Annotated in this window: 16 protein-coding genes; 8 read left to right on the forward strand and 8 right to left on the reverse strand. The window is 47.5% G+C overall.

Going from position 1 to position 20,458, the window contains the following annotated elements; all coding sequences use genetic code 11:
- Window positions 1-17: 17 nt before the first annotated feature.
- The 6 genes from A4R26_RS09775 to A4R26_RS09800 all read right to left on the reverse strand — a co-directional run bounded on the left by A4R26_RS09775 (window position 18) and on the right by A4R26_RS09800 (window position 9,529).
- Window positions 18-3,197: a SusC/RagA family TonB-linked outer membrane protein gene (locus tag A4R26_RS09775; protein WP_081163598.1), complete on the reverse strand. Its 3,180-nt coding sequence runs from the start codon at window positions 3,195-3,197 to the stop codon at window positions 18-20.
- A gap of 117 nt (window positions 3,198-3,314) precedes the next feature.
- Window positions 3,315-4,463, reverse strand: coding sequence for a FecR family protein (locus tag A4R26_RS09780; RefSeq protein WP_081163599.1), 1,149 nt, complete (start codon window positions 4,461-4,463; stop codon window positions 3,315-3,317).
- Window positions 4,464-4,526: 63 nt separating this feature from the next.
- A complete protein-coding gene (locus A4R26_RS09785; RefSeq protein WP_081163600.1) occupies window positions 4,527-5,132 on the reverse strand; it encodes an RNA polymerase sigma-70 factor in 606 nt (201 codons plus the stop codon).
- Window positions 5,133-5,529: 397 nt separating this feature from the next.
- Complete coding sequence (locus A4R26_RS09790; RefSeq protein WP_081163601.1) at window positions 5,530-7,593, reverse strand: GxGYxYP domain-containing protein; 2,064 nt, start codon at window positions 7,591-7,593, stop codon at window positions 5,530-5,532.
- A gap of 261 nt (window positions 7,594-7,854) precedes the next feature.
- Window positions 7,855-8,592, reverse strand: a complete 738-nt coding sequence (locus A4R26_RS09795; protein WP_081163602.1) for a bleomycin resistance protein — start codon at window positions 8,590-8,592, stop codon at window positions 7,855-7,857.
- A 118-nt stretch (window positions 8,593-8,710) separates the two neighbouring features.
- On the reverse strand, window positions 8,711-9,529 hold the full coding sequence (locus A4R26_RS09800; RefSeq protein ID WP_081163603.1) for a helix-turn-helix domain-containing protein: 819 nt from the start codon (window positions 9,527-9,529) through the stop codon (window positions 8,711-8,713).
- Between the two features lie 163 nt (window positions 9,530-9,692).
- Here A4R26_RS09800 and A4R26_RS09805 point away from each other — a divergent pair, with 163 nt between their 5' ends.
- Window positions 9,693-9,992 carry a hypothetical protein gene (locus A4R26_RS09805; RefSeq protein WP_081163604.1) on the forward strand — a complete coding sequence of 100 codons (300 nt, stop codon included), beginning with the start codon at window positions 9,693-9,695 and terminating at the stop codon, window positions 9,990-9,992.
- On the opposite strand, the gene A4R26_RS09810 is transcribed toward A4R26_RS09805, so the two are convergent.
- Window positions 9,975-11,360 carry a PQQ-dependent sugar dehydrogenase gene (locus tag A4R26_RS09810; protein ID WP_081163605.1) on the reverse strand — a complete coding sequence of 462 codons (1,386 nt, stop codon included), beginning with the start codon at window positions 11,358-11,360 and terminating at the stop codon, window positions 9,975-9,977. The genes A4R26_RS09805 and A4R26_RS09810 overlap by 18 nt on opposite strands.
- Before the next feature lie 676 nt (window positions 11,361-12,036).
- On the opposite strand from A4R26_RS09810, the gene A4R26_RS09820 reads away from it, so the two are divergent.
- The 7 genes from A4R26_RS09820 (at window position 12,037) to A4R26_RS09850 (ending at window position 19,310) form a co-directional block, all read left to right on the forward strand.
- A complete protein-coding gene (locus A4R26_RS09820; RefSeq protein ID WP_081163607.1) occupies window positions 12,037-14,751 on the forward strand; it encodes a PKD domain-containing protein in 2,715 nt (904 codons plus the stop codon).
- Between the two features lie 192 nt (window positions 14,752-14,943).
- Complete coding sequence (locus tag A4R26_RS09825; protein ID WP_081163608.1) at window positions 14,944-15,699, forward strand: hypothetical protein; 756 nt, start codon at window positions 14,944-14,946, stop codon at window positions 15,697-15,699.
- Between the two features lie 14 nt (window positions 15,700-15,713).
- The gene (locus tag A4R26_RS09830; RefSeq protein WP_133054610.1) at window positions 15,714-16,178 is read left to right on the forward strand and encodes a hypothetical protein; all 465 of its coding nucleotides are present in this window, start codon (window positions 15,714-15,716) and stop codon (window positions 16,176-16,178) included.
- A 273-nt stretch (window positions 16,179-16,451) separates the two neighbouring features.
- Window positions 16,452-17,069: a sensor histidine kinase gene (locus A4R26_RS09835; RefSeq protein WP_081163610.1), complete on the forward strand. Its 618-nt coding sequence runs from the start codon at window positions 16,452-16,454 to the stop codon at window positions 17,067-17,069.
- Between the two features lie 5 nt (window positions 17,070-17,074).
- The gene (locus A4R26_RS09840; RefSeq protein ID WP_081163611.1) at window positions 17,075-17,329 is read left to right on the forward strand and encodes a PAS domain-containing protein; all 255 of its coding nucleotides are present in this window, start codon (window positions 17,075-17,077) and stop codon (window positions 17,327-17,329) included.
- Between the two features lie 77 nt (window positions 17,330-17,406).
- Complete coding sequence (locus tag A4R26_RS09845) at window positions 17,407-18,906, forward strand: sensor histidine kinase (RefSeq protein WP_081163612.1); 1,500 nt, start codon at window positions 17,407-17,409, stop codon at window positions 18,904-18,906.
- Window positions 18,903-19,310 carry a response regulator gene (locus A4R26_RS09850; RefSeq protein ID WP_081163613.1) on the forward strand — a complete coding sequence of 136 codons (408 nt, stop codon included), beginning with the start codon at window positions 18,903-18,905 and terminating at the stop codon, window positions 19,308-19,310. Before A4R26_RS09845 ends, A4R26_RS09850 begins: the two co-directional genes overlap by 4 nt.
- Before the next feature lie 30 nt (window positions 19,311-19,340).
- Here the strand turns inward: A4R26_RS09850 and A4R26_RS09855 are convergent, their stop codons facing one another.
- Window positions 19,341-20,336 (reverse strand): glycoside hydrolase family 43 protein, encoded by a 996-nt coding sequence (locus A4R26_RS09855; protein WP_081163639.1) that lies wholly within the window; start codon window positions 20,334-20,336, stop codon window positions 19,341-19,343.
- Window positions 20,337-20,458: the final 122 nt, after the last annotated feature.

A 20,458-nucleotide genomic window follows, 5' to 3' on the forward strand; every position in this document is an offset into this window, starting at 1 on the left:
GTATTAATCGTTATTAATTAAAAACCGGCATTTACACCAAATACAAAACCTCTGTTCCAGGTAGAACCGCCCAGGTCCGGATCGATCCAGTCAATTTTGCTATAGATCAATCCCGGGTTCATGGCCTGTGCATAAATGCGGCAATTCTTCATTTTCAGTTTGTCGAGAAGATTATGCGGCATCTGGTACGACAGTGTGATATTCCTGATCTTTATGAATGAACCGTTCTGGTAGTTCATAGCTGCACGGTAGGTATCGCCGGCTGCATTATTATAGTTCGGTGAAGGATAATCGTTGGTTGGGTTGGCGGGCGTCCAGTAATTCAGCACGCGCTGGGCAAAACGGCCCTGCAGCGCTTCTGCACCGGTTCGTACATAAAAGTTCCACCGGGCAAACATGAACACGTTCACACTCCAGTTCTTATAGGTGAATTCATTTAAAAGGCCGCCGTTCCAGCTGGGTTGAAGGTTCCCAACCACTTTCCGGTCGTTATTGGCGTCGATCTTGTAATCGCCGTTCTGGTCAACTACTTTGATCATGCCGGGCCTGAACTGGCTGTTAGCTGCAAGGTTGGCATTGAACTTATCCATTTCATCCTTATCGCCTTCCTGCCAGATGCCCGCTTTTTCATAGTCGTAAATAACGTTGATGCGGTTATTGGGGAACCAGTTCATCGTAAGGTCGGCCACCGCCCCGTTGGCCGTTTCAACAACCTTGTCGCGGTTGACGGCAAAGCTGATGCCTGAGGTCCAGGTGAAATCCCTTTGCTGAATATTCTTTGTATTTAACGTGATCTCGATGCCTTTGTTGGTAGTGATACCCACGTTGTCGATGGTTGTGGTGTAACCTAACAATGCAGGTATGGGCCGCTGGCTGATGAGGCCGGTTGACCGGGAAGCGTACAGGTCTATTGAACCGCTTATTCTTGAATTGAACAAACCATATTCAATACCGAGGTTGGTTGAGCGGGTGCGTTCCCAGGTCAGGTTTTTATTGGCCATTACGGTGGGGTTGGCAGAAGAAGGATCGGAAGAAACATACCCTGCTTCAACCATCGGGCCCCAGGTGTAATACAATGTTTGCAGGCCACCCTTTGTCTGATACAGATTCACCGCCGAATTGCCCACGGAACCTACACCGAGGCGGAGCTTCAGGTTGTTTACAAAGGTTACATCTTCCATGAATGCCTCCTGGCTAATACGCCAGGCAATCGATGCTGCAGGGAATGCCGCCCACTTGTTGCCATCGGCCAGCTGCGAAGCGCCGTCCCACCGGGTATAGGCATCGATGAAATATTTTCCTTTGTAAGAATAGAATACCCGGCCCATATACGAAAGCAGTGAATTCTCCGAAAGGCCGGTGCTGAATGCGTCGAGTGCGCTTACCGAGTTCAGGGCATACCATTTCTGGCTCGACCACGGCAATTTGGAGGCCGTCATGGAAGAGTTTTCCTGGCGCACCTTTGTTGCGCTGTACAGGAAGGTGGCGCCGAAATCGTGTACGCCGCCAAGGGTTTTATTATAGGTCAGCAAATGGTCGAGCGTCCATGAAAAACCGTTGGTCTGGTTCAGCTGGGCATAATTGCTTGAGCCCGACTGGCCGGCGCCGCGGTTGATCGACATGGAATCCATCCAGCGGCCGTTGTAATAATTATTATAATCCGGACCGAACGTTAAACGGTAGCGCAACCCGTTGATGGGCATTAACTCGAGGTGGAAGGCGCCCATGGCGCGCAGCGTTTTACGCAGGTTGATATTGTATTTTTCTTCGCCTATAGGGTTCTGTATGTTTACATCGCCGCCCGGTAAGTTGATGCGTTTTCCGTTCTCATCGTACGGTATGGCATAGGGCAGCATTCCCGATGCGGCCGCATACAATGAGCCGGGCCCGGTAGCGTTGGTGGTGGCAAACCCGTAATTCTGCAGGCCATAGGAAGCAGTAATGGAGCTTCCCATGCTGAACCACTTAACGGGATTGATCTCTATATTGAATTTGGAAGAATACCGGGTGAAGTCCTGTCCCAGTTGTGTTCCATCCTGTTTCAGGTATCCAAACGATGCATAGGCTCTCACTTTTTGCGAACCGCCGCTAACGCTAACGATATGGTCGTGCGTTACACCGGTTTGCTTTACCATTTTGCGCCAGTCGGTGGTTGGCACCAGGCTGCCGTCCCAGGAACCATTGGCCCAGCCTTTCTGCACGTTGGCCCAGGCGTATGCATCCTGGCCGAAGATCCGCTGGTCGTCGGCCATGGTTGGATTATCGGGATAGGTTGAATTGGCCGGCGCCGCAGGGTTCAGGTACTTCACCCGGCGGTAAGCATCGCGGCGGAAATCGATATATTGCGCCGAGTTCATCAGTTCCATGCGGTCCTGGATGTCTTCAACGGTAAGGGTACCTACATAGTCAAGTTTCAGTGAACCGTTCTTACCTTTTTTCGTGGTGATAAGTATTACGCCATTGGCGCCTCTCGATCCGTAAATAGCGGTAGCAGAGGCGTCCTTGAGGATGTCGATAGTTTCAATATCATTGGGGTTCACCGCCGCTATGCTTCCGAAGTTGAGGGGAATTCCATCAACCACATAAAGGGGGTCATTGATCCGTTCATTGATGTTGCTGGCCAGTGACCGTTCGCCCCTGATGCGGATACTGCCTATTTCACCGGGACGTTCGTTCGAAGTGATATCCACGCCCGCAGCCTTACCCTGTATGGCCTGCATGGCGTTCTGCACGGGCCGTGAGCGGATCTCATCGGCATTAACGCTCACGATCGAGCTGGTTACCTCACTCCTTTTACGGGTGCCGTAACCTACCACCACTACCTGCTCGAGCGAGCTCTCGATCTCCTGCAGGGTAACCACCAGCGAAAGAGAAGCTCCTTCCCTGAGGGTGTAGCCGTTCATATTATGCGCTTTGTGGTTCACTACCGAAAATGAAAAGTTGTACGGCCCGCCGGCAGGTACATTATTGAATGTAAACACGCCGGCAGTATCGGTATTGGTACCGGCCGAATAGTTGGTCGCCGCGTTCCGTGCTACCACGGTAACGTTTGGTATCGGCTCATTCTTTTCATTGGTAACAACGCCGGTGACCGTGCCGGTCCTTTGCTGTGCGTTGGCTTGCGATAGAAGTAATAGTTGACTGAGGAGGATTAGGGGCAATATAATAGCCCTGGATCTAACAATCGTTAATCTCATATAGCTTACAATTTTAGATAATACGGCCCTGTTGCCCGGGTTGAAGCAGTCTCCTGCCCGGGGCACCGTTTTTAAAAAATATGGTCTAATTACTGGTTAAACTGGTAAAAGGTATGGTTACTGATGGATGATATAGGTATTTCCTTCCCTTGTGAATTTTAATTTATTGGCTTTGGTTATCAAATTCAATATCGTTGCTATGGAATCGGTTGTTTTGAATTGCCCCACGAAATATTTCTTCTGCACATCTTTCTCCTCGTACATGATCGTCACTTTATACATGCCCGACAAATGATCGAACACCTGCGACAGGCTCTGGTTGTTATACATGTGCCATGAGCCTTTGGCATTGACCGGTAAAGAAGGATTATCCTTAGCTGTATTATGGCTACCTGCTGTTACCGGTTGATCGTTGCTCCTGAACGTTCTTACCAGTGTTTTGTCGGGCCCGTATACGAACTCCTGTCCGGGTGTCAAAAACACATTGTTTTTCATTAAACTATTGGCCTTGTCAGTTGGTTTTATAACCACCTTCCCGTTATACAGCCTTACCGTCAATTGTTCTTTTCCTGCGTAAGCCGTAACTGTAAATTCAGTACCCAGCGCCGTGGTGGCAATAGCTCCGCTTTCAACAGTGAACGGTCTTGCCGCATCTTTCGCCACCCTGAATAACGCTTTCCCGGTTAGTTGTATCTGCCGCCTGGCGAAGTCTTTTTCATATGTGATCTCACTGTTATTGAACAGGACGATCATGGAACCATCGGCCAGTGTTATGTTCTTTTCCCTGTCCGTCGTATTCACTTCCCGCTGTACTACGGGTTTCACTGCTTCATCAGCGGTTCCGGTTTTCGTTACCACCTCTGGTTGTGCATTTCCCGTAAATAAGTAATTCCAGCCTAAACCAATAAACAGCGCAACGGCAACGGCCGCGGCAACCAGCCACATCCTGCGGTAAATATTACGTTTGAACCCGCTGCTCTCCTCTTCTGCCAATGCATAATCGTGCATTGGCTGCTCATCGATAGCAATAACCTTTGCATCCCTTGCGGCAATCGTTTCTTTAAACGTTTGCCATTCGGTTTCCCCGCTCACCTGCTCTGTTAACTTAACAGCGGTCAGGTGCCAGGTATCTTTTATATTATTGAAGTAATGCCGGTTTTCCTCGTTTGAATTGATCCATTCAACCAACAGCGAACACTCTTCTTCACTCAGTTCATTGATCAGGTATTTGACTATCAGCTCCTTCATTTGATTATTTCGTTCCATGCACTATTTATTGATACGACCCTGAAAGGATTTACCCTTACAGCGCATTTAAAAATTTTTTATTTATTTTAACAGTATGGTGAGAATCAAGATGATAATGATTGTAGAAAGATAGGCTGACAGCTTTTCACGCAGCTTCGTCAATGCCCTGCTCATTTGCGTCTCCACGGTTTTTACGGAAATATTCAGCTGTTCGGCGATCTGGGTATATTTCAGCCCCTCAAAACGGCTCATTTCAAAAATGCGGCGCATTTGTTCGGGCAGTTCTGCAATGGCGGCATTTATATCTGCCTGCAGCTTTTTTACATCTACCCGGTCGAAATCTTCAGCTTCCATCCCTTCCTTTGCCGATTGCAACACGAATTGAACATATTGCTGCCGCACCCGCTGGTGCTTCAACAGATCGAGCACATTGTTGGTAATGATCTTATACAGGTATGATTTGGGCGAAACGCCGGCGGCGAGATTTTTGCGGGCATCCCATAATTTGATAAACCCCGTGTGCACTACTTCTTTGGCCATTTGAAGATCGAGGCCGTACTTGAACTGGCAATACGCACACAATGGCAGGAAATGCTTTTTAAAGAACACCTCAAAGGAAGCATCGTCAAACAGCAATTCGTCAAATGATCCACCTTCCCTTTCGTTCTCCGGTGAGTTTACGTTCATTCTCTGGCACTTTAGGCTGAAATTGGGTTTAGCGTACCGTTAAAGACAAATTCCGCAACAAAATGCCGGGGCATTATTGCTAAATTTTGTGCAGTTTCGTCCTGGTTGCAGCACCAAATTAACTATAATGGCCATTCCTGACAAAAAATACACCTATAAGCTGTAAGCTGCAAGCTGTAAGCTGCAGGCGAATACAGGGCTTCACGTGAATACAGCAGAAGGCTGAAGGCTGAAGCGAATACAGCCCGAACTGAATAACTGGATAACTAAAACCCGGAACCGGAAACTATGAACTATGAACTATGAACTATGAACTGAGAACTGAGAACTGAGAACTGAGAACTGAGAACTGAGAACTAAATGAACGCAGCACTCAATAACTTACTAACTGAATAACTCAATAACTGGCCACCCCGGTTTCGGGAATACGGCAGTTCATATCTCCCTTCTTAGTGATGGTGGCGGGATTTACCATTAACCCGTTCGCTTCTCTTATCAGCTGGAAAATATGATCGGGTCTTACCACTATATAATTTGAATTGAGCGAACTGGCCACATTTTTAAAATTGGTTGGTTTTACATCCGTCCAGGGCTGCGCCTGTATGATCACGAACCGGGGCTGCGTACCGTTCCAGCCATTGGAAGCGGAAGCGATATGGTCCTTCATTGCCTGTTCATTGGTGCAATAGTTACAGGAAAGCGCCATACCCGGTAAACTGTTATTGTAGATCGTCAGCCCCCCGCCCGTGTTTTGAGCGGTTAACCCAAGCAGGGTCGGCGCATGGGTGGCAAAGGCCTGTCCAACATTCTGGTTGATGCCTCCGGTAATGGTGTTCCAGATGGTGACCACTTTAAAACCGGCGCGTTTGTTATAATCTTCGGTTTTGGCAACAAACTGGTTCAACAGGCTTTGATTGGGAAAACTGTTGGGGTAGGCATACCCATATCCCGAGGGCCCCGAGATCAGGTTATCGTTGTTGGTGGCTGTTTGCGAATAAAAGTTCAACGCACCCGGCATGGCGTCGAGCATGGCGGGCGATAAGGTCCAACCGATGGGTACCGAACCGCGGTCGGGATTGTTCCAGAGCTTGCGCATCAGGTGCTCGATATACTGCAGGTTGTCGCCATCGCTCAGAATAAAGGCTACATAGATCTTGTTTTGAAGCGCGGGTTTTGGCGGAACCGGTTTCAGGTTCACGGTTCTGGAAGTACCGCTGTGCACGGTAAGGTTCGAGCACCAGTCGCTGGCGATAGTGGCAATACCGTATTGCGAGGCACGCTGCACGCCGGGCGCTTCCTCGGGCCACCAGCCTATTACATTCGAACCGGCCGGCATAGACGACAGGAAACTGTTCAGTAAGGTGCTTTCGGCCGGAATATTGGGATCGAGCCAGATAACGGCTGCCCCCAACGCGGTGGCATACTCGCGTAAAGCCGCTTTATGCACCTCGGGGTTCAGGCCAACCAGCACCCGGTGATCGATCGTTGGCCAGTAAGTGTTGTATAAGGTTTGGTATACCTGCAGCTTGCTGGTGAATTGCCCGCGCAGATCGAGCAATACGGGTAAGTTGTAAGGCGCTGCTGTCAACCGCGCCGATAAGGCCGGCGAAGCGATCAATGCGTTCCTGCTTTTAGCCAGCATGGTGGCCAGGTTCACCGTATGGATCTGGTTGGGATCGTAAATGATGATGCCGCTTAGTTCGCTGCGGTATTTTCCGATGAGCGTCCATTTATCGGCATGTTCCGTCCAGCTCAGTCCCAACGACTGCAACCAGGTATAGGGCCCTTCTGCAAATGCATCGCCTTCATAGGAGAAAATGCGAGGCTTCGTTTTGTTTACAATGCCCTTCAGCGAGGCAAACAAATACATTTCTGCCGAAGAGTTGTTTTGTTGCACCGCCACCCAGTCGACCTTGGTATAGGAAGTGCCGCGCCAGTACACCCGTAACTCGAGCGACTGGTTATTGGCAGGCATGGTAAAGGGCAGGGTGAAATTGGTGTAGTTGGAAGCAACGGGAAACTGTTGCCGGGTAATGGTGCGCGAAGCAAGGATCTGGCCGGTAGTGGCGTTCCTTACATCCAGATCTACTATGGGGTCGTTGTTGGCGGTATTGTTATCTACCTTCATCCTGAACTCCGCCACATTGGGCCCGGCAGGTATGGTGGCATCATAGGGCCCATAGATCATATGATCATTGGCCGCATCGATGCCCGTCTGGCAAAGCCAGCCATCGGTTTCAAGCCGCCCGGTTTTGTGACCGAGGTTCGGCCCCTCGGCTTCCCAGCGCGTTGATGATTCGCGCAGTATGATGAGGTCCTGCGTTTGAGCCGGCGCAGGAAATGACGGCAGTAACTGACCTGCAGGCCAGTTCAATTGTGCTATGGTTGGTGTTGAAATAAATGGCAGGAATAGCAGTATCCATACGGCTACCTTTGGTAGTACAGCAATCGGTTTGGTCATAGAAAAAGTTTAATGTTAAGAGTAGTGTACTACGAATTTCGGCATTTAGCAAAAGCGTTTTGGAGCGAAGATGGGTTTGGCGGTAATTTGAAACGCGGTGAATAAGTTGAAACGGATTGAATAAGTTGAAAAGTTGACAGAGTTGATACAGTTGACAGAGGATCCTAATCTCAGGACTTCCGATTAAACGCTAAACTCGCTAACGTTATTAACTTTATCAACTGTATTACCTTTATCACCTGTATCAACTGTATCACCCTATCAACCCGCCTTCAACTCCGCCAACAATCTCCTCTCCTCCAAAACCTCACTATCGGAAAAGGTCATAATCAATTCCTCCGCAGCATTAATCAATTCACTAAACCGATCGCCATCCTGCAACCGCAATGCAACATCAGCCCGTAAGATCAGCACTTTAAGCAGGTTAAATTTGTCATTGACATCTGGCGCTGCCAGCGCTTTGTCGAGCGCACGGGCCGCTGTTTCAAAATCGCCATGTGAATCGGCGAGGCGGCTGCCCAGTTCATATGCTTTAGCCAGCGGCGTGCCTATTACCGGCGCTGTGTTATTTTCAGCAAAGACCAGGCTGTCCTTTTTTTGAATAGGCTGCCCTATCCTGATATAGTTGCCGCTGGGATCAACGATTATAAACTGGCGCACTCCATATGCGGGCATATCTTTTAGCGGGTTGATCCGGGGAGTTCCTTTCAATGGCACTTTGTTATACAGCGTTTTTAATCCCGCACGGCAGGTTTCATAAAACCGGTCGATCTCCGTAACCATCAGGTAACAGGTACTGTAATTGCCGGCAGGCGCCAGTTGTTTCAGCGCAAAAAAATGAACTTCAAGATCATTCAACCGGAATGCGATGTAATTATTGGGGATCTTTTGCTTATACGTTACAACGGCGCCTAATGCTTTGTAAAATTTTTCCGTTTCATTGATCGATGTGCAGGGAAGCAATGGAATGGCATAGGAACGGTCGTTTGTTTCAGGCATATGCAGAACTTTAATGTTGAAGCAAAGTTCCTGATTACCGCCTGCCTGAAATTGTACCGAAACGACGTTGTTTGGGACATTGACAAGTTACCCGTCAACTAGTTAACTCGTCAACCCGTTAACTTGTTAACCTTTCCCCCACTTCCTGCAGCTGCAGAAAACCCGAAGGCGATAGACCCGTAAATTCTTTAAAATGGCGGTTCAGGTGCGACTGGTCGTAATAACCAAGATCGAGCGCTATACCGGTGAGGTTTTGCGGTACTTTACCTGCAGGGCAGCAAAGCGTTTCCATCAGGCTTTCAAAACGCGCTATCTTGAAATAGGTTTTTGCCGAAAAACCGGTGAGGTATTTAAAATGCCTTTCAAACTGCCGCTGCGAAAGGTTCACCTCGCCGGCCAGTTCACTCACCGACGTATGCTGTGCCAACCGGTGCAGGGATGTTACAAACGCTTCAAAGCGGGTTAACGTGGCAAACCTTTGCTGTATTTGTGATTGAAGGAAGTCAGATATAGTGGTCACTCTTTTTTCAAATGAACCTGCTGCAAATATTTCACCGGCTAGTTCATGCCCCCTGCCATTTAACAACGATGAAATATCAACATATTGATTGGTAAGCTCCGTTGCCGGTATATTGAACAGAAGCGGTATGGCGTGTGCATATAACCGAACACCAAAGATACCATTGAAGGTATCGGTAGAAGTATATCGCCTGCAGGTACTTGCCTGTCCGTAAAAACAGGCGGCGGGCACCTGAACGGCATCTCCTTTTTCATTGTTGGTTAAATAATTGCCCGCATAACAAAAAAGCAGCTCCACCTTACTGGTGGCAGTGGCATGATACGTATGTGCCTGGTTGCTGCCTATGGCCAGTTCCCCTTCCCAGAAGAGAGCAACATAATTGCGGAGGTTTGGTGCCGGAAGCGCTGTCTTATACATGCAGCGCTAAGGTAAGAATTTTGAGAATTGCTGGTTCTGTATACCCTTAAACAGGTCATCGCTCCCACGGTATTTTTCCGCGCAGCGCTTTTATGATCAGGTAAACGCCCACGAGATTACAAAAGAAGGCGCACCCGAAAATCCCGAAACACTGGGCCTGCTGATGGAAATGCCCGAGCAAATTCAATACAATGCACAGCAACCCGGCATCTATCCGTTTGCCATCTACAGCATGAATGATTACCTGAAAGCATTATACCATACGCTGATCGATAAAGCCAACCCCGAAGTAACGCATCCCAACTGTTTGCGCAGAACCATTGCCATCAACAACCTGAACCTTTCGGGCAGGGGGCGCAAGCTGCCAAAGAAAACCATTGCCGCCTGGTTGAAAACGGAAAAGAGGGCGCAAGAAAATTCTTCGCCCCCCTTCCCGGTTAACTTATCATTTGGCAGCAACTAACTTATACACTTTTCCTGTATTGCCCTGCGGTCCTGCATTCGATGAAACAGCGAGGTATAACTCACCATCCTCATCCTGGCCAAATCCGCGCAGGTAATAACCGAGGTGGTCTGAGCGGCTGGCCAATTCAATTTTTTCATATTCCCAGAAACCTGTAAAATCCTCGCCGAATTGAGGGGTGGCCATAAACAGTTCGCCATTGGCGGTTGTGGGTGTTTGAGAGAAGGTGCCGAAAATATATTTACCGAACCATTTTTTGATATTACTGCCGCGATACACATGCCCGCCAATGACTGTAGTGGCCATTCCGCCCAGCGGGTTCTGATAATTTCTGAGTTCCAGTACCGGATCGAGCAAACGTTTACCCCTGTCGTCTGTTGCTGGACAATCTGCCAGTTCATTCTTATTATCGGCCGCATTGAAACAATGCGCGCCTTCCTTTACATTCCAGCCATAGTTGGCGCCCTTTCTTGCCACATTGATCTCTTCCCATAAAGCCTGGCCGGCATCACCCACGATCAGTTGTTTCGATTCGCCCATATCGAACGACATCCGGTAGGGGTTCCGAAATCCAAACGCCCATATTTCATCGAGCCCGGGTTTATTCACAAACGGATTGGTAACCGGTACACTATATGGCGAACCGGCATCGATATCTATACATAATATCTTGCCCAGGAAATTCGCTTCCAGGTTCTGGGAATTACCGCCATCGTTAACCGTATACCAGTCATCGAAATGTCCGGGCCCTACATCATTGGCGCCGCCGCCATCGCCAACAGAAATATACAAATAATGATCGTGACCAAAAGCCAGCGTACCACCGTTATGGTTACCCTGCGGGTCGTCCCACTCGAGGATCACTTTTTCCGAATTAGGGTCGGCCCTGAAAACATCGGCCATCACATTGAATTCTGAAACCCGGCTGAGGTTATTCCAGGTAGCGCCGGGAACCGGACCGCCCGCACGGGGTGGTAACTGATAGTACACGAAGAAACGCCCATTGGTCTTGAAATTCTCATGAAACGCAAGCCCCAGTAAACCCCGCTCATCATAGTCGGGGTTAAGCGAAATCAATTTACTGGTGAGATCCAAAAAAGGAGTTGGCCGTTTATAACCACTGTGGTCAATAACCCAGATCTTCCCGATCTGGTCAACTACATACAACCTTTGGCTGTTGTGTGTAGATACAACCTGTATAGGCGACACGAAATCTTCTGCAAACAATTCCATATCTACGGAATTGAGGTCGGGGTCATCATTCTTCTGACAACCATGAATAAACGACAGGCTTACAATTAAGATAAGAGCGGGTTGAAAGAACACATTGATCAATTGGCTGGCAATAACGGGTAGATTAACTTTCATAATAAATCAATTTGATTTTACAAACAATTGCAACAAACAAGCGCACACAGGATCATGAAAGCATCTTTTAAAAAAGTTTCAGCTTTCAGCACGTTGTTTTTCCCTGGATAAAATGGACGTGTGTCAGATTTAGGAAATGAATTAACTGGTAGTATTTAATGTACGGTCTTTATTAGTGCGCCCAAATCAAGAGTAAGAAAAGCAAGTTGATTATCAGAAGATGTTGGATACGAGAGAATGTTTTATCTGGCATAAAGATAAAATGTTTTTTGAAATGATAACATTAAAAATTATTGGCGTTGGGCCAATAAACCCCGGTATTTCACAATGCAAACTTCCCTGTCAAAATACACACAAGCCGCAAAACCTCTTCCGTTTCCGGTATCTGTGCCTTCTGCCTGAAACGCGGGAATTAAAACCGCAGGCTTGCGCGCTTTACCGTTATGCACGCGCTTTAACAACATTTTCATACCTGGATAACTGCGTCGATTTGGCCCATAACTGTGCAGTTTTGGCCCATAAGCGTGCAAAAAGCAGGATTTGCCGGTAATACCCGTTTTATCCACCTTTTTTTTCTCTGAAAAAAGGTCTTATTTTACTCCGGAATTATGCGCCTTATCCATGTTTAACCCGGTATATCCTTTTTCGCTACCCTAAACCACTAACCTCCTTGACGATGAAGGCAAGAGCAGTAAGCTGCATTTTTATTGTTCTATGTTTATTTAATAAAGCGTATAGCCAATCTTCCTGTCCGCCTAATCTTGATTTTGAATCAGGTACCTTCGAACATTGGGAATGTTTTGTTGGAACTACCGATACCATCGGCGGAAAAAACAGGATGTTGCTCTCTCCTTCGGAACCCGCTCCGGGACGACACGAAATTATCACCGCAGCATCACTGCCCGAATTGGATAATTATGGCAGATTTCCGAGGCTTTGTCCGTACGGCGGAAACTACTCCGTTAAACTGGGTAATGAACAAACCGGCGCGCAGGCCGAAGGCATTTCTTATACATTCGTAGTACCAACAACTGTCGATACATTCACTTTCACTTATTTCTATGCGGTAGTTTTTGAAGATCCGCAACACGATCTGCCTGAACAGCCGCGGTTCTTTGTAACGGCCTACGATGTGGAAACCGGAAATTTGATCAACTGTGCATCCTTCGACTATGTTTCCACCGCAAACCTTCCCGGTTTCAAAAATTCATCCGTAGGTTCTTCGGTGCTGTATAAAGACTGGACGCCCACATCGCTGCAGTTTGCGGGCCTCGGCGGCCATAAGGTGCGACTGGAATTTCGTACTGCTGATTGTACCCGTACCGGTCACTTTGGATATGCCTATCTGGATATTGCCAGCGCCTGCTCGAACATTCTTGCAACCGCACCCTATTGTATAGAAACGAATTCGCTCATTCTCGATGCGCCTTTTGGTTTTCAATCCTATACCTGGTACAATTCCGATTTTACAACGATCATAGGCACAGGGCAATCGATGAATATCAGTCCGCCCCCTGCCACCCAGGGAGTATTTTATGTCGATGTAGTGCCCTACCCCGGTTTTGGCTGCCGCGATACGTTACAGGCATTTGTAAAACCAATGCCGGTGCCCGATACGCCCGACTTTAAATCACCGGTAAAACTTTGCCAGTTCGATGCCGCAAATCCATTAACGGCAAAGCCGTTGCCAAGCCATACATTGTTATGGTATACTACAGCTACCGGCGGTACGGGAACATTTGATGGGCCTGTGCCCTCCACCGCCCAGGCTGGCTCAACGAAGTACTGGGTTTCGCAGAAAGCATTATTTGGTTGCGAAGGATTCAGGCGGGAGCTTACGGTAACTGTAATTCCCACTCCCCTGGCTTCTTTTAATATCAATAAAATAAGACAATGCCAGGTAGGTAACAGTTTTACTTTTTCAAGCACTTCAACCAATTTGCTCAACCCCACATACACCTGGGAATATGGTAACGGACAAAACTTTAACTCGGCTAATCCAATAAATACATACAGTTTCCCGGGCGGCGGTACTTTTTATGTAAAGCTGAAAGCAACAAATGATAATTCCTGTTCGGCAACACAAACACAAACCGTAACGGTGATACCCAAACCGGTGGCGAAGTTTGACTACCCCATACCGGTTTGTGAAAACAAAACCACCATTTCACTCACCGACCGTTCCTCCGTTCCTATGGGTATTGCCGGCATCAACAAATGGTGGTGGAATGTCAATGGAAATATTTATACAAGCCAAACCGCGCCCTCATCCATAGCACCGGCGGCCGGACAATACCCCGTAAAACTGGTCGTTTCAACAATAGAGGGCTGCCAGTCAGATACGAACACCACCATTTTACAGGTTCGCCACAACCCCGCTGTCGCATTTGGGATCGGCGACCTCCTGTGCAATAACGAGCTTATCCGTTTTACCGACCAGTCGTTCTTTCCACCCGCCGCAACCGGCGAAATAGTAACAAAATGGTACTGGTCGTTCGACAACGGCATGATGAATTCCATTGAAAAAAATCCGCGCAGCATGTTCACCGCCGGCGTTCACCATGCAAAGCTGATTACTGAAAGCGCCTACGGCTGCAAAAGCGAACCACTCGAAAAAAGCTTCGATATCTGGCCCAAGCCAATCGTACAGCTCGGGATCAGCGATTCCTGTATCCATCTTCCCGTTACCTACACTGCAACCGATCAGTTGGGTAATGTGGTCAGTTACAACTGGTATTTTATCGATATGATCAGGAAAGGGCCTACTTATTCCTCCATTACAAAAACACATAACCGTGAAGGAAAACGGCCGTTTACTTTGATCACATATACCGACAAAGGGTGCAAAGACACTATTTATCGTCCGTTCGCTATTTATGAGAACAAATCATTTGCAGGTTACGATACGCTGGCTGCATTCAATCAACCGGTTCAGCTCGATGCAAGAGGGGAACCCGGTATGCAGTACAACTGGACTCCTTCCGTTGGGTTGAACCGTACAGATATTGAAAAGCCGGTTGCCACCTACGACCGCGACCAGCTTTATCATTTGTATACGGTGTCGCCGCAGGGCTGTGAAAAACATACGCAGATCTTTATCAAACGATGGGCAGGTCCCGAACTTTTTGTACCCAGTGCGTTCACACCCGATAATGACGGCGTAAATGATAAATTGAAGGTAAAACCTACCGGGTATATGTCGTTCGGTTTCTTTGCGGTGTATAATCGCTGGGGACAACTGGTATTCCGTACCACCAATTTCAATGAAGGTTGGGATGGAAAGCTCAACGGCAAAGATGCGGAGCCAGGCACCTATGTATACGTTGTACAGGCAGTGGATTACCACGGGCAACCGTTACACAGAAAGGGAACGGTGATCCTGTTGAGATAAAGACAGTTACAGGTTTCAGCGCTTGCCCCGCTCCTAACCCCTCAACCCCGACTTCACCGGGGCAGGTTAAGTCAACTCCTCAACCAGTCAACTCCTCAACCAGTCAACTCGTCAACCAGTTAACTCGTCAACCCGTTAACTCGTCAACTAGTTAACTTTTCCTATATTCGTTACAATTTGAAGCAAGTTAATATGAAAGTAATTGCATTATTTATTTCGGTATTCATTACCGTCGCCGGCTACGCGCAAAACAGCCTCAACAATTATAAGTATGTGCTGGTGCCCGAAAAGTTCGAGATCTTTAAAACGGAGAACCAGTATGGGTTGAATACGTTGACGAAGATGTTGCTTGAAGACAAAGGATTTACCGTGTTTATGGCCAATGAGGAACTGCCCCCGCAACTGGCTGCCAACAAGTGCAACGCGCTTAAAGCCGATCTGGTTGACAAAAAAGGATTTTTCGTTACCACGGTTACGCTTGTGTTGAAAGACTGCCAGGGCAATATCGTCTTTAAAGGCAAAGATGGCAAAAGCCGCGAGAAGGAATGGCAGGCGGCCTATGATGAAGCGTTGAGAGACTCATACACCGCATTGAAAAGCGCGCCATATAGTTACGACAGTACGGCACTACAACAACAGGTGGCTGTGGCGCAACAGCAGCCAACGCAGCAGGTTCAAACAACAGCGCCCGCTCCTGCCGCCCAGCCCCAGGCTACATTGGCCGACATCACCGGCATGTTGTATGCACAGGCCACAGCCAATGGTTACCAGCTCATAGATACCGCTCCCAAAAAAGTACTCACACTGCTCAAAACATCATTACCCGATCAGTACATCGCTGAAGGCGGCCCGGCCGGCGGTATTGTGTTTAAGAAAAATGAAGAGTGGATCTTCGAGTATTATAAAGACAACAAACTGGTTTCGCAGAAACTTAACATCAAGTTTTAATTTTGATAGTAAATATGAAAACTGCAAGTATTTGCATGGCGCTGGCCTTACTGGCAGCGTGTAACTCACAACCTGCAGAAACGAAAGAACAGGCAGGCAGGCCGCAGGCAACAGATCCCAAAACGAACCCGGCCACAGCCTGTTATCGGTATGCAAACCAGGGCGACACCGTAACGCTTAACCTGATCCACGTCAATGATGATGTAACCACCGGCACATTGATGTACCGGTTGAAAGAGAAAGATGCCAACACAGGCACCCTGCAGGGTTCCGTGAAAGGCGATCTGTTTGTAGGCAATTACACGTTTACATCAGAAGGCACATTATCGACCCGGCAGGTAGCGTTTAAAAAAACCGGCAATGCGTTTATTGAAGGTTATGGCGAAAGCATTGAAGAGAACGGCGCCATGAAATTTAAAAACATTGATTCACTGAATTTTGGTTCGTCAATAATACTGGAAAAAGTGGCGTGTAATTGATGTAACACCATTCATAATCGAAAACATCCCGGTGCGCACCGGGATGTTTTGTTTTTAACCATGATTAACAACAAAATTTACAGGCAGTGGCATCTGTGGCGGGAACATATGCCCCGGCCTGGCAGGTATTTATATTTATTATTACCGTTAAATAACGGTAAATTACAACAGTTAAGTTTTGTATTTTTAGAAGAATACGGTTAAGAATTTTTGATTAGCAGCATTCTAAAACTGCCGGTAACGGATACCGGAGCCTAAACTCCTGTTTTTAGTATGCATGTAACCGATCAAATTGACATTCTTATTGTAGAAGATAATCCTGCCGACGTTTTCGTTCTCAAGAAAATGCTCAACGCTTCTGCACTGCTTTACCTCGAACATGCCAAAACCCATATTGAAGTAAGGGATGAAATGATTGCCAAAAGCCTCGCCGTAATAACACTCGCGGTTGAAGAGATCAGGAAATTATCGCGCCAGCTGATCGTCAGCGATGTTATGGATATCGGGTTGAAAAAAGCCATCAGGGAAATGATCGCTAACATCCAGCTGGTAAAAAAGATCGATATCTCTTTGAGCATGGAAAACTTTCCTGAAAAGAAGCTCGACGAAAATATAAAGATCGCCGTTTACAGGATCATACAGGAACAATTGACGAATATCTTAAAACACGCCGCCGCCAGCTCGGTGCTGTTATTACTTCACAAAGAGGGCAAACTGGTTACCCTGGAAAGTACCGACAATGGAATAGGTTTTGACCCAACGCAGCACAGAAAAGGCGTTGGTATTACCAATATTACCAGCAGGGCCAGTCTTTTTGATGGTGAAGTTACCATTGATTCGGCGCCCGGTAAAGGCTGCAAACTGAAAGTGACCCTGCAAACAAAAAACTAATACCCATGTGGTCATCCATACTTCAATATGCCAACGATGCCATTTTTGCCATCGATCTTTCGGGCAGGATCATGAAATGCAATGCGAGCACCGAAAAATTTTACGACTATCAGCCGGAAGAACTGCTGGGTAATCAATATGAAATGCTACTGCCCGATATAAGGCAGAAAGAGTTTGAAAGCATCAGGGACAACCTGCTGTTTGGCGAACAATCGATGCCCTTCGAAACTGAAAGGCTCACAAAAAAAAGAACATCATAAAAATATCGGCCTCCTACTCTGCCATTAAGGACGATGCGGGAAGGATCATTGGCATTTCAGTTATCGAACGAAAAATAATGACCCGCAGGTCGATGGAAAGCAAAGCCCAGGCTTTATTGGAAACCGCTCCTGACGCCATGGTCATCGTGAACAGTTTTGGCCAGATCATTCTCATCAATGCACAAACGGAGAAACTTTTCGGCTATGAGAAAAACGAACTGCTGGGACAGAATGTGGAAATATTGATCCCCGACCGCTTCGCCAGCAAACACAACGCCCACCGGAAGAACTTTTTTTCCAATGCCAAAACCAGAACGATGGGTGAAGGCCAGGAACTTTTCGGAAAACATAAATCAGGGCTTGAATTCCCGGTTGAGATCAGTTTGAGCCCGCTCGAAACCGAGGAAGGCGTGCTGGTATCTGCAGCGATAAGGGATATCTCAAAAAGAAAAAAAGCGGAAGAAAAGTTCAGGAACCTGCTCGAATCGGCCCCGGATGCCATCATCATTGTAAATGAAACCGGTACTATTCAACTGGTAAATGCACAAACCGAAAAAATGTTCGGGTATAACCGCACGGAAATGATCGGTAATAAAATAGAACTGCTTATGCCGGGCCGTTACGATTCAATTCACCAGGCACACCGCATCAATTATTTTAAAACGCCGAAAGTGCGTCAAATGGGCGAAGGTTTCGACCTGCTGGGAAAAGATAAGAACGGCAAAGAATTCCCCGTAGAAATAAGCCTGAGCCCGCTCGAAACCGAGGATGGACTGCTGGTATCCGCCGCCATCAGGGATATCTCTGAAAAAAAGAAACTCGAAAACCAGATCAGGGAAATAAACATCAACCTCGAAAGAAAAGTTAAACAAAGGACCGCAGAACTGGAAACAAAAAATAAAGAACTGGAGCAGTTCGCCTATGTGGCCTCGCACGACCTGCAGGAGCCGCTGAGGACCACCTCCAGCTTTGTAGGCTTTCTGCAGGAAGAATACTATGGAAAACTTGACGAGAACGCCAATAGCTACCTGAACTATATTACCCAGGCAACCGAGCGAATGCAAACGCTGATCAAAGACCTGCTCGATTATTCGCGCATCGGCCGTAAAACCATCTTGCAGGAGGTAGATTGTAACGAGGTCCTGTCGAATGTAATGGCCGACCTGAGCAGCGCCATAGAGGCAACGAACGCGAAGATCTCGGTGAAAGAACCATTGCCTGTAGTAAAAGGGTATGCCACCGAGTTAAAGCAGCTCTTTCAAAACCTCATCAGCAATTCCATTAAATTCCACAAGGAAAACCTGGCGCCGGAAATAACCATCAGCAGCAAAAAGCTCCCCGACGCCTGGGAATTTTCCGTCCACGACAACGGCATAGGCATCGACAAACAGCACCACGAACGGATCTTTATCATATTTCAAAGGCTGCACAACAGAATGGAGTATGAAGGGTCGGGCATCGGGTTATCGCATTGCAAAAAGATCGTTGAACTTCATGGCGGAAAATTATGGGTCGATTCACAACCCGGCCAGGGAAGCAATTTTCAATTTACCCTCAATAAAATGGAAATGGAATGAAAAAAATAAAAAACGTTTTACTGATCGATGATGATGAACCAACGAACTTTATCAATAAAAAGATCATTGAGTCTTCAGAACTGGTCGAATACATTCACATTGCGCAAAGCGGCCAGGAAGCATTGAACTTCCTCAGCCGACGGAGCGAACAAAACGGACCGCACCCGTTGCCCGATCTTATTTTTCTCGACATAAACATGCCGGCCATGGACGGCTGGGAGTTTCTCGATCGCTATAAAGATCTTACAAACGGGAAAAAGGACAGCATCATAATCGTAATGCTCACTACCTCTCTCAACCACGACGATGTAGTGAAAGCCAGGGAATTGAAGGAGGTAAATGCATTCAGGAATAAACCCCTTACCAGGCAATTGATAGGCGAAATAGCTGCGGAATATTTTTAGGGCTCCTTCGGTCTGAAAAATGCATACTGTTTACTTCAACGCCTTTTTAGATACCCCCTCAAAAGTTATTTTCACCGGTTTGATGAACCCCTTTTCATCAAACTCCATTTTATCTATACAGGTTACCCGGTGATTGCCATCGGTTTCGCCCAAAGGCCGGCGGTGGTATACAATATACCATTCGTTGCCGCCGGGAAACTGCAGCACCGAGTGGTGACCGGCGCCTGTAGCCACGGCCGCATCCTGCTGCAGAACGGTGCCTATCCGTTCAAACGGGCCAAACGGCGAATCGCCAATGGCATAGGCCACGCGATAATCAGGCCCCGTCCAGCCGCCCTCGCTCCACATAAAGTAATATTTGTTGTTGCGGATAAACATAATAGGACCTTCCACATAACCTTTCGGCGTAATCTCGCGGAAGGTGTTGCCGTCTTCAAAAGGAATGAAACCCGTAAAATCATTTTTCAGCCTGGTGATATTGCAACGGCCCCAGCCGCCATAGATCATGTAATACTGCCCGTCTTTATCGAGGAACACAAACTGATCGATGGGTTGCGCCTTGTTCACTATTTTATCGAGCAATGGTTTACCAAGGTAATCTTTAAACGGTCCCTCCGGTTTATCGGCAACCGCCACACCAATACCGCCCGGCTGTTGTTCGTTTTGAATATCATTGGCAGCGAAGAACAAAAAGTACTTTCCGTCTTTATGTACGATGGCCGGGGCCCACATGGCCCGCTTCGCCCATTTGATGGCCGCGGTGTCTATTATGCGTGCATGTTTGTTCCAGTTTACCAGGTCTTTTGAGGAAAATGCATCCATAAACACCTGTTGGTTATACGGGGCCGAATAAGTTGGAAAGATCCAGTACCGGTTATCGAAAATAGCGCCCTCCGGATCGGCATACCAGCCGGGAAAAACCGGGTTGCCCGATGTTTGTTTACCTGCGGTTTGCTGCCCCGCTTTTGGCGAACAGCCGCCTATAACCGCCGTTAAAAACAAGGAAGTATATAATAGCTTTTTCATAACCATCATTTTTTTATAATATTAACAGGCCGGTAAAGATAAAGCTATACCTGTTCAGCAAACCGCCCCGTACATTTTTTGCACCGGATGGCGGTTTCGGCCATCGTATGCAGAAAAGTAAC

The organism is Niastella populi (assembly GCF_002078015.1).
Lineage (GTDB): Bacteria > Bacteroidota > Bacteroidia > Chitinophagales > Chitinophagaceae > Niastella > Niastella populi.

Bases quoted from the DNA above. Each gene is read 5' to 3' on its own strand.
- A4R26_RS09855 (WP_081163639.1), bottom strand. From the start codon at position 20,336: ATGAAAAAGCTATTATATACTTCCTTGTTTTTAACGGCGGTTATAGGC.
- A4R26_RS09820 (WP_081163607.1), top strand. From the start codon at position 12,037: ATGAAGGCAAGAGCAGTAAGCTGCATTTTTATTGTTCTATGTTTATTT.
- A4R26_RS09830 (WP_133054610.1), top strand. From the start codon at position 15,714: ATGAAAACTGCAAGTATTTGCATGGCGCTGGCCTTACTGGCAGCGTGT.
- A4R26_RS09840 (WP_081163611.1), top strand. From the start codon at position 17,075: ATGTGGTCATCCATACTTCAATATGCCAACGATGCCATTTTTGCCATC.
- A4R26_RS09775 (WP_081163598.1), bottom strand. From the start codon at position 3,197: ATGAGATTAACGATTGTTAGATCCAGGGCTATTATATTGCCCCTAATC.
- A4R26_RS09845 (WP_081163612.1), top strand. From the start codon at position 17,407: ATGACCCGCAGGTCGATGGAAAGCAAAGCCCAGGCTTTATTGGAAACC.
- A4R26_RS09825 (WP_081163608.1), top strand. From the start codon at position 14,944: ATGAAAGTAATTGCATTATTTATTTCGGTATTCATTACCGTCGCCGGC.
- A4R26_RS09805 (WP_081163604.1), top strand. From the start codon at position 9,693: ATGGAAATGCCCGAGCAAATTCAATACAATGCACAGCAACCCGGCATC.
- A4R26_RS09785 (WP_081163600.1), bottom strand. From the start codon at position 5,132: ATGAACGTAAACTCACCGGAGAACGAAAGGGAAGGTGGATCATTTGAC.
- A4R26_RS09810 (WP_081163605.1), bottom strand. From the start codon at position 11,360: ATGAAAGTTAATCTACCCGTTATTGCCAGCCAATTGATCAATGTGTTC.
- A4R26_RS09780 (WP_081163599.1), bottom strand. From the start codon at position 4,463: ATGGAACGAAATAATCAAATGAAGGAGCTGATAGTCAAATACCTGATC.
- A4R26_RS09790 (WP_081163601.1), bottom strand. From the start codon at position 7,593: ATGACCAAACCGATTGCTGTACTACCAAAGGTAGCCGTATGGATACTG.
- A4R26_RS09795 (WP_081163602.1), bottom strand. From the start codon at position 8,592: ATGCCTGAAACAAACGACCGTTCCTATGCCATTCCATTGCTTCCCTGC.
- A4R26_RS09800 (WP_081163603.1), bottom strand. From the start codon at position 9,529: ATGTATAAGACAGCGCTTCCGGCACCAAACCTCCGCAATTATGTTGCT.
- A4R26_RS09835 (WP_081163610.1), top strand. From the start codon at position 16,452: ATGCATGTAACCGATCAAATTGACATTCTTATTGTAGAAGATAATCCT.
- A4R26_RS09850 (WP_081163613.1), top strand. From the start codon at position 18,903: ATGAAAAAAATAAAAAACGTTTTACTGATCGATGATGATGAACCAACG.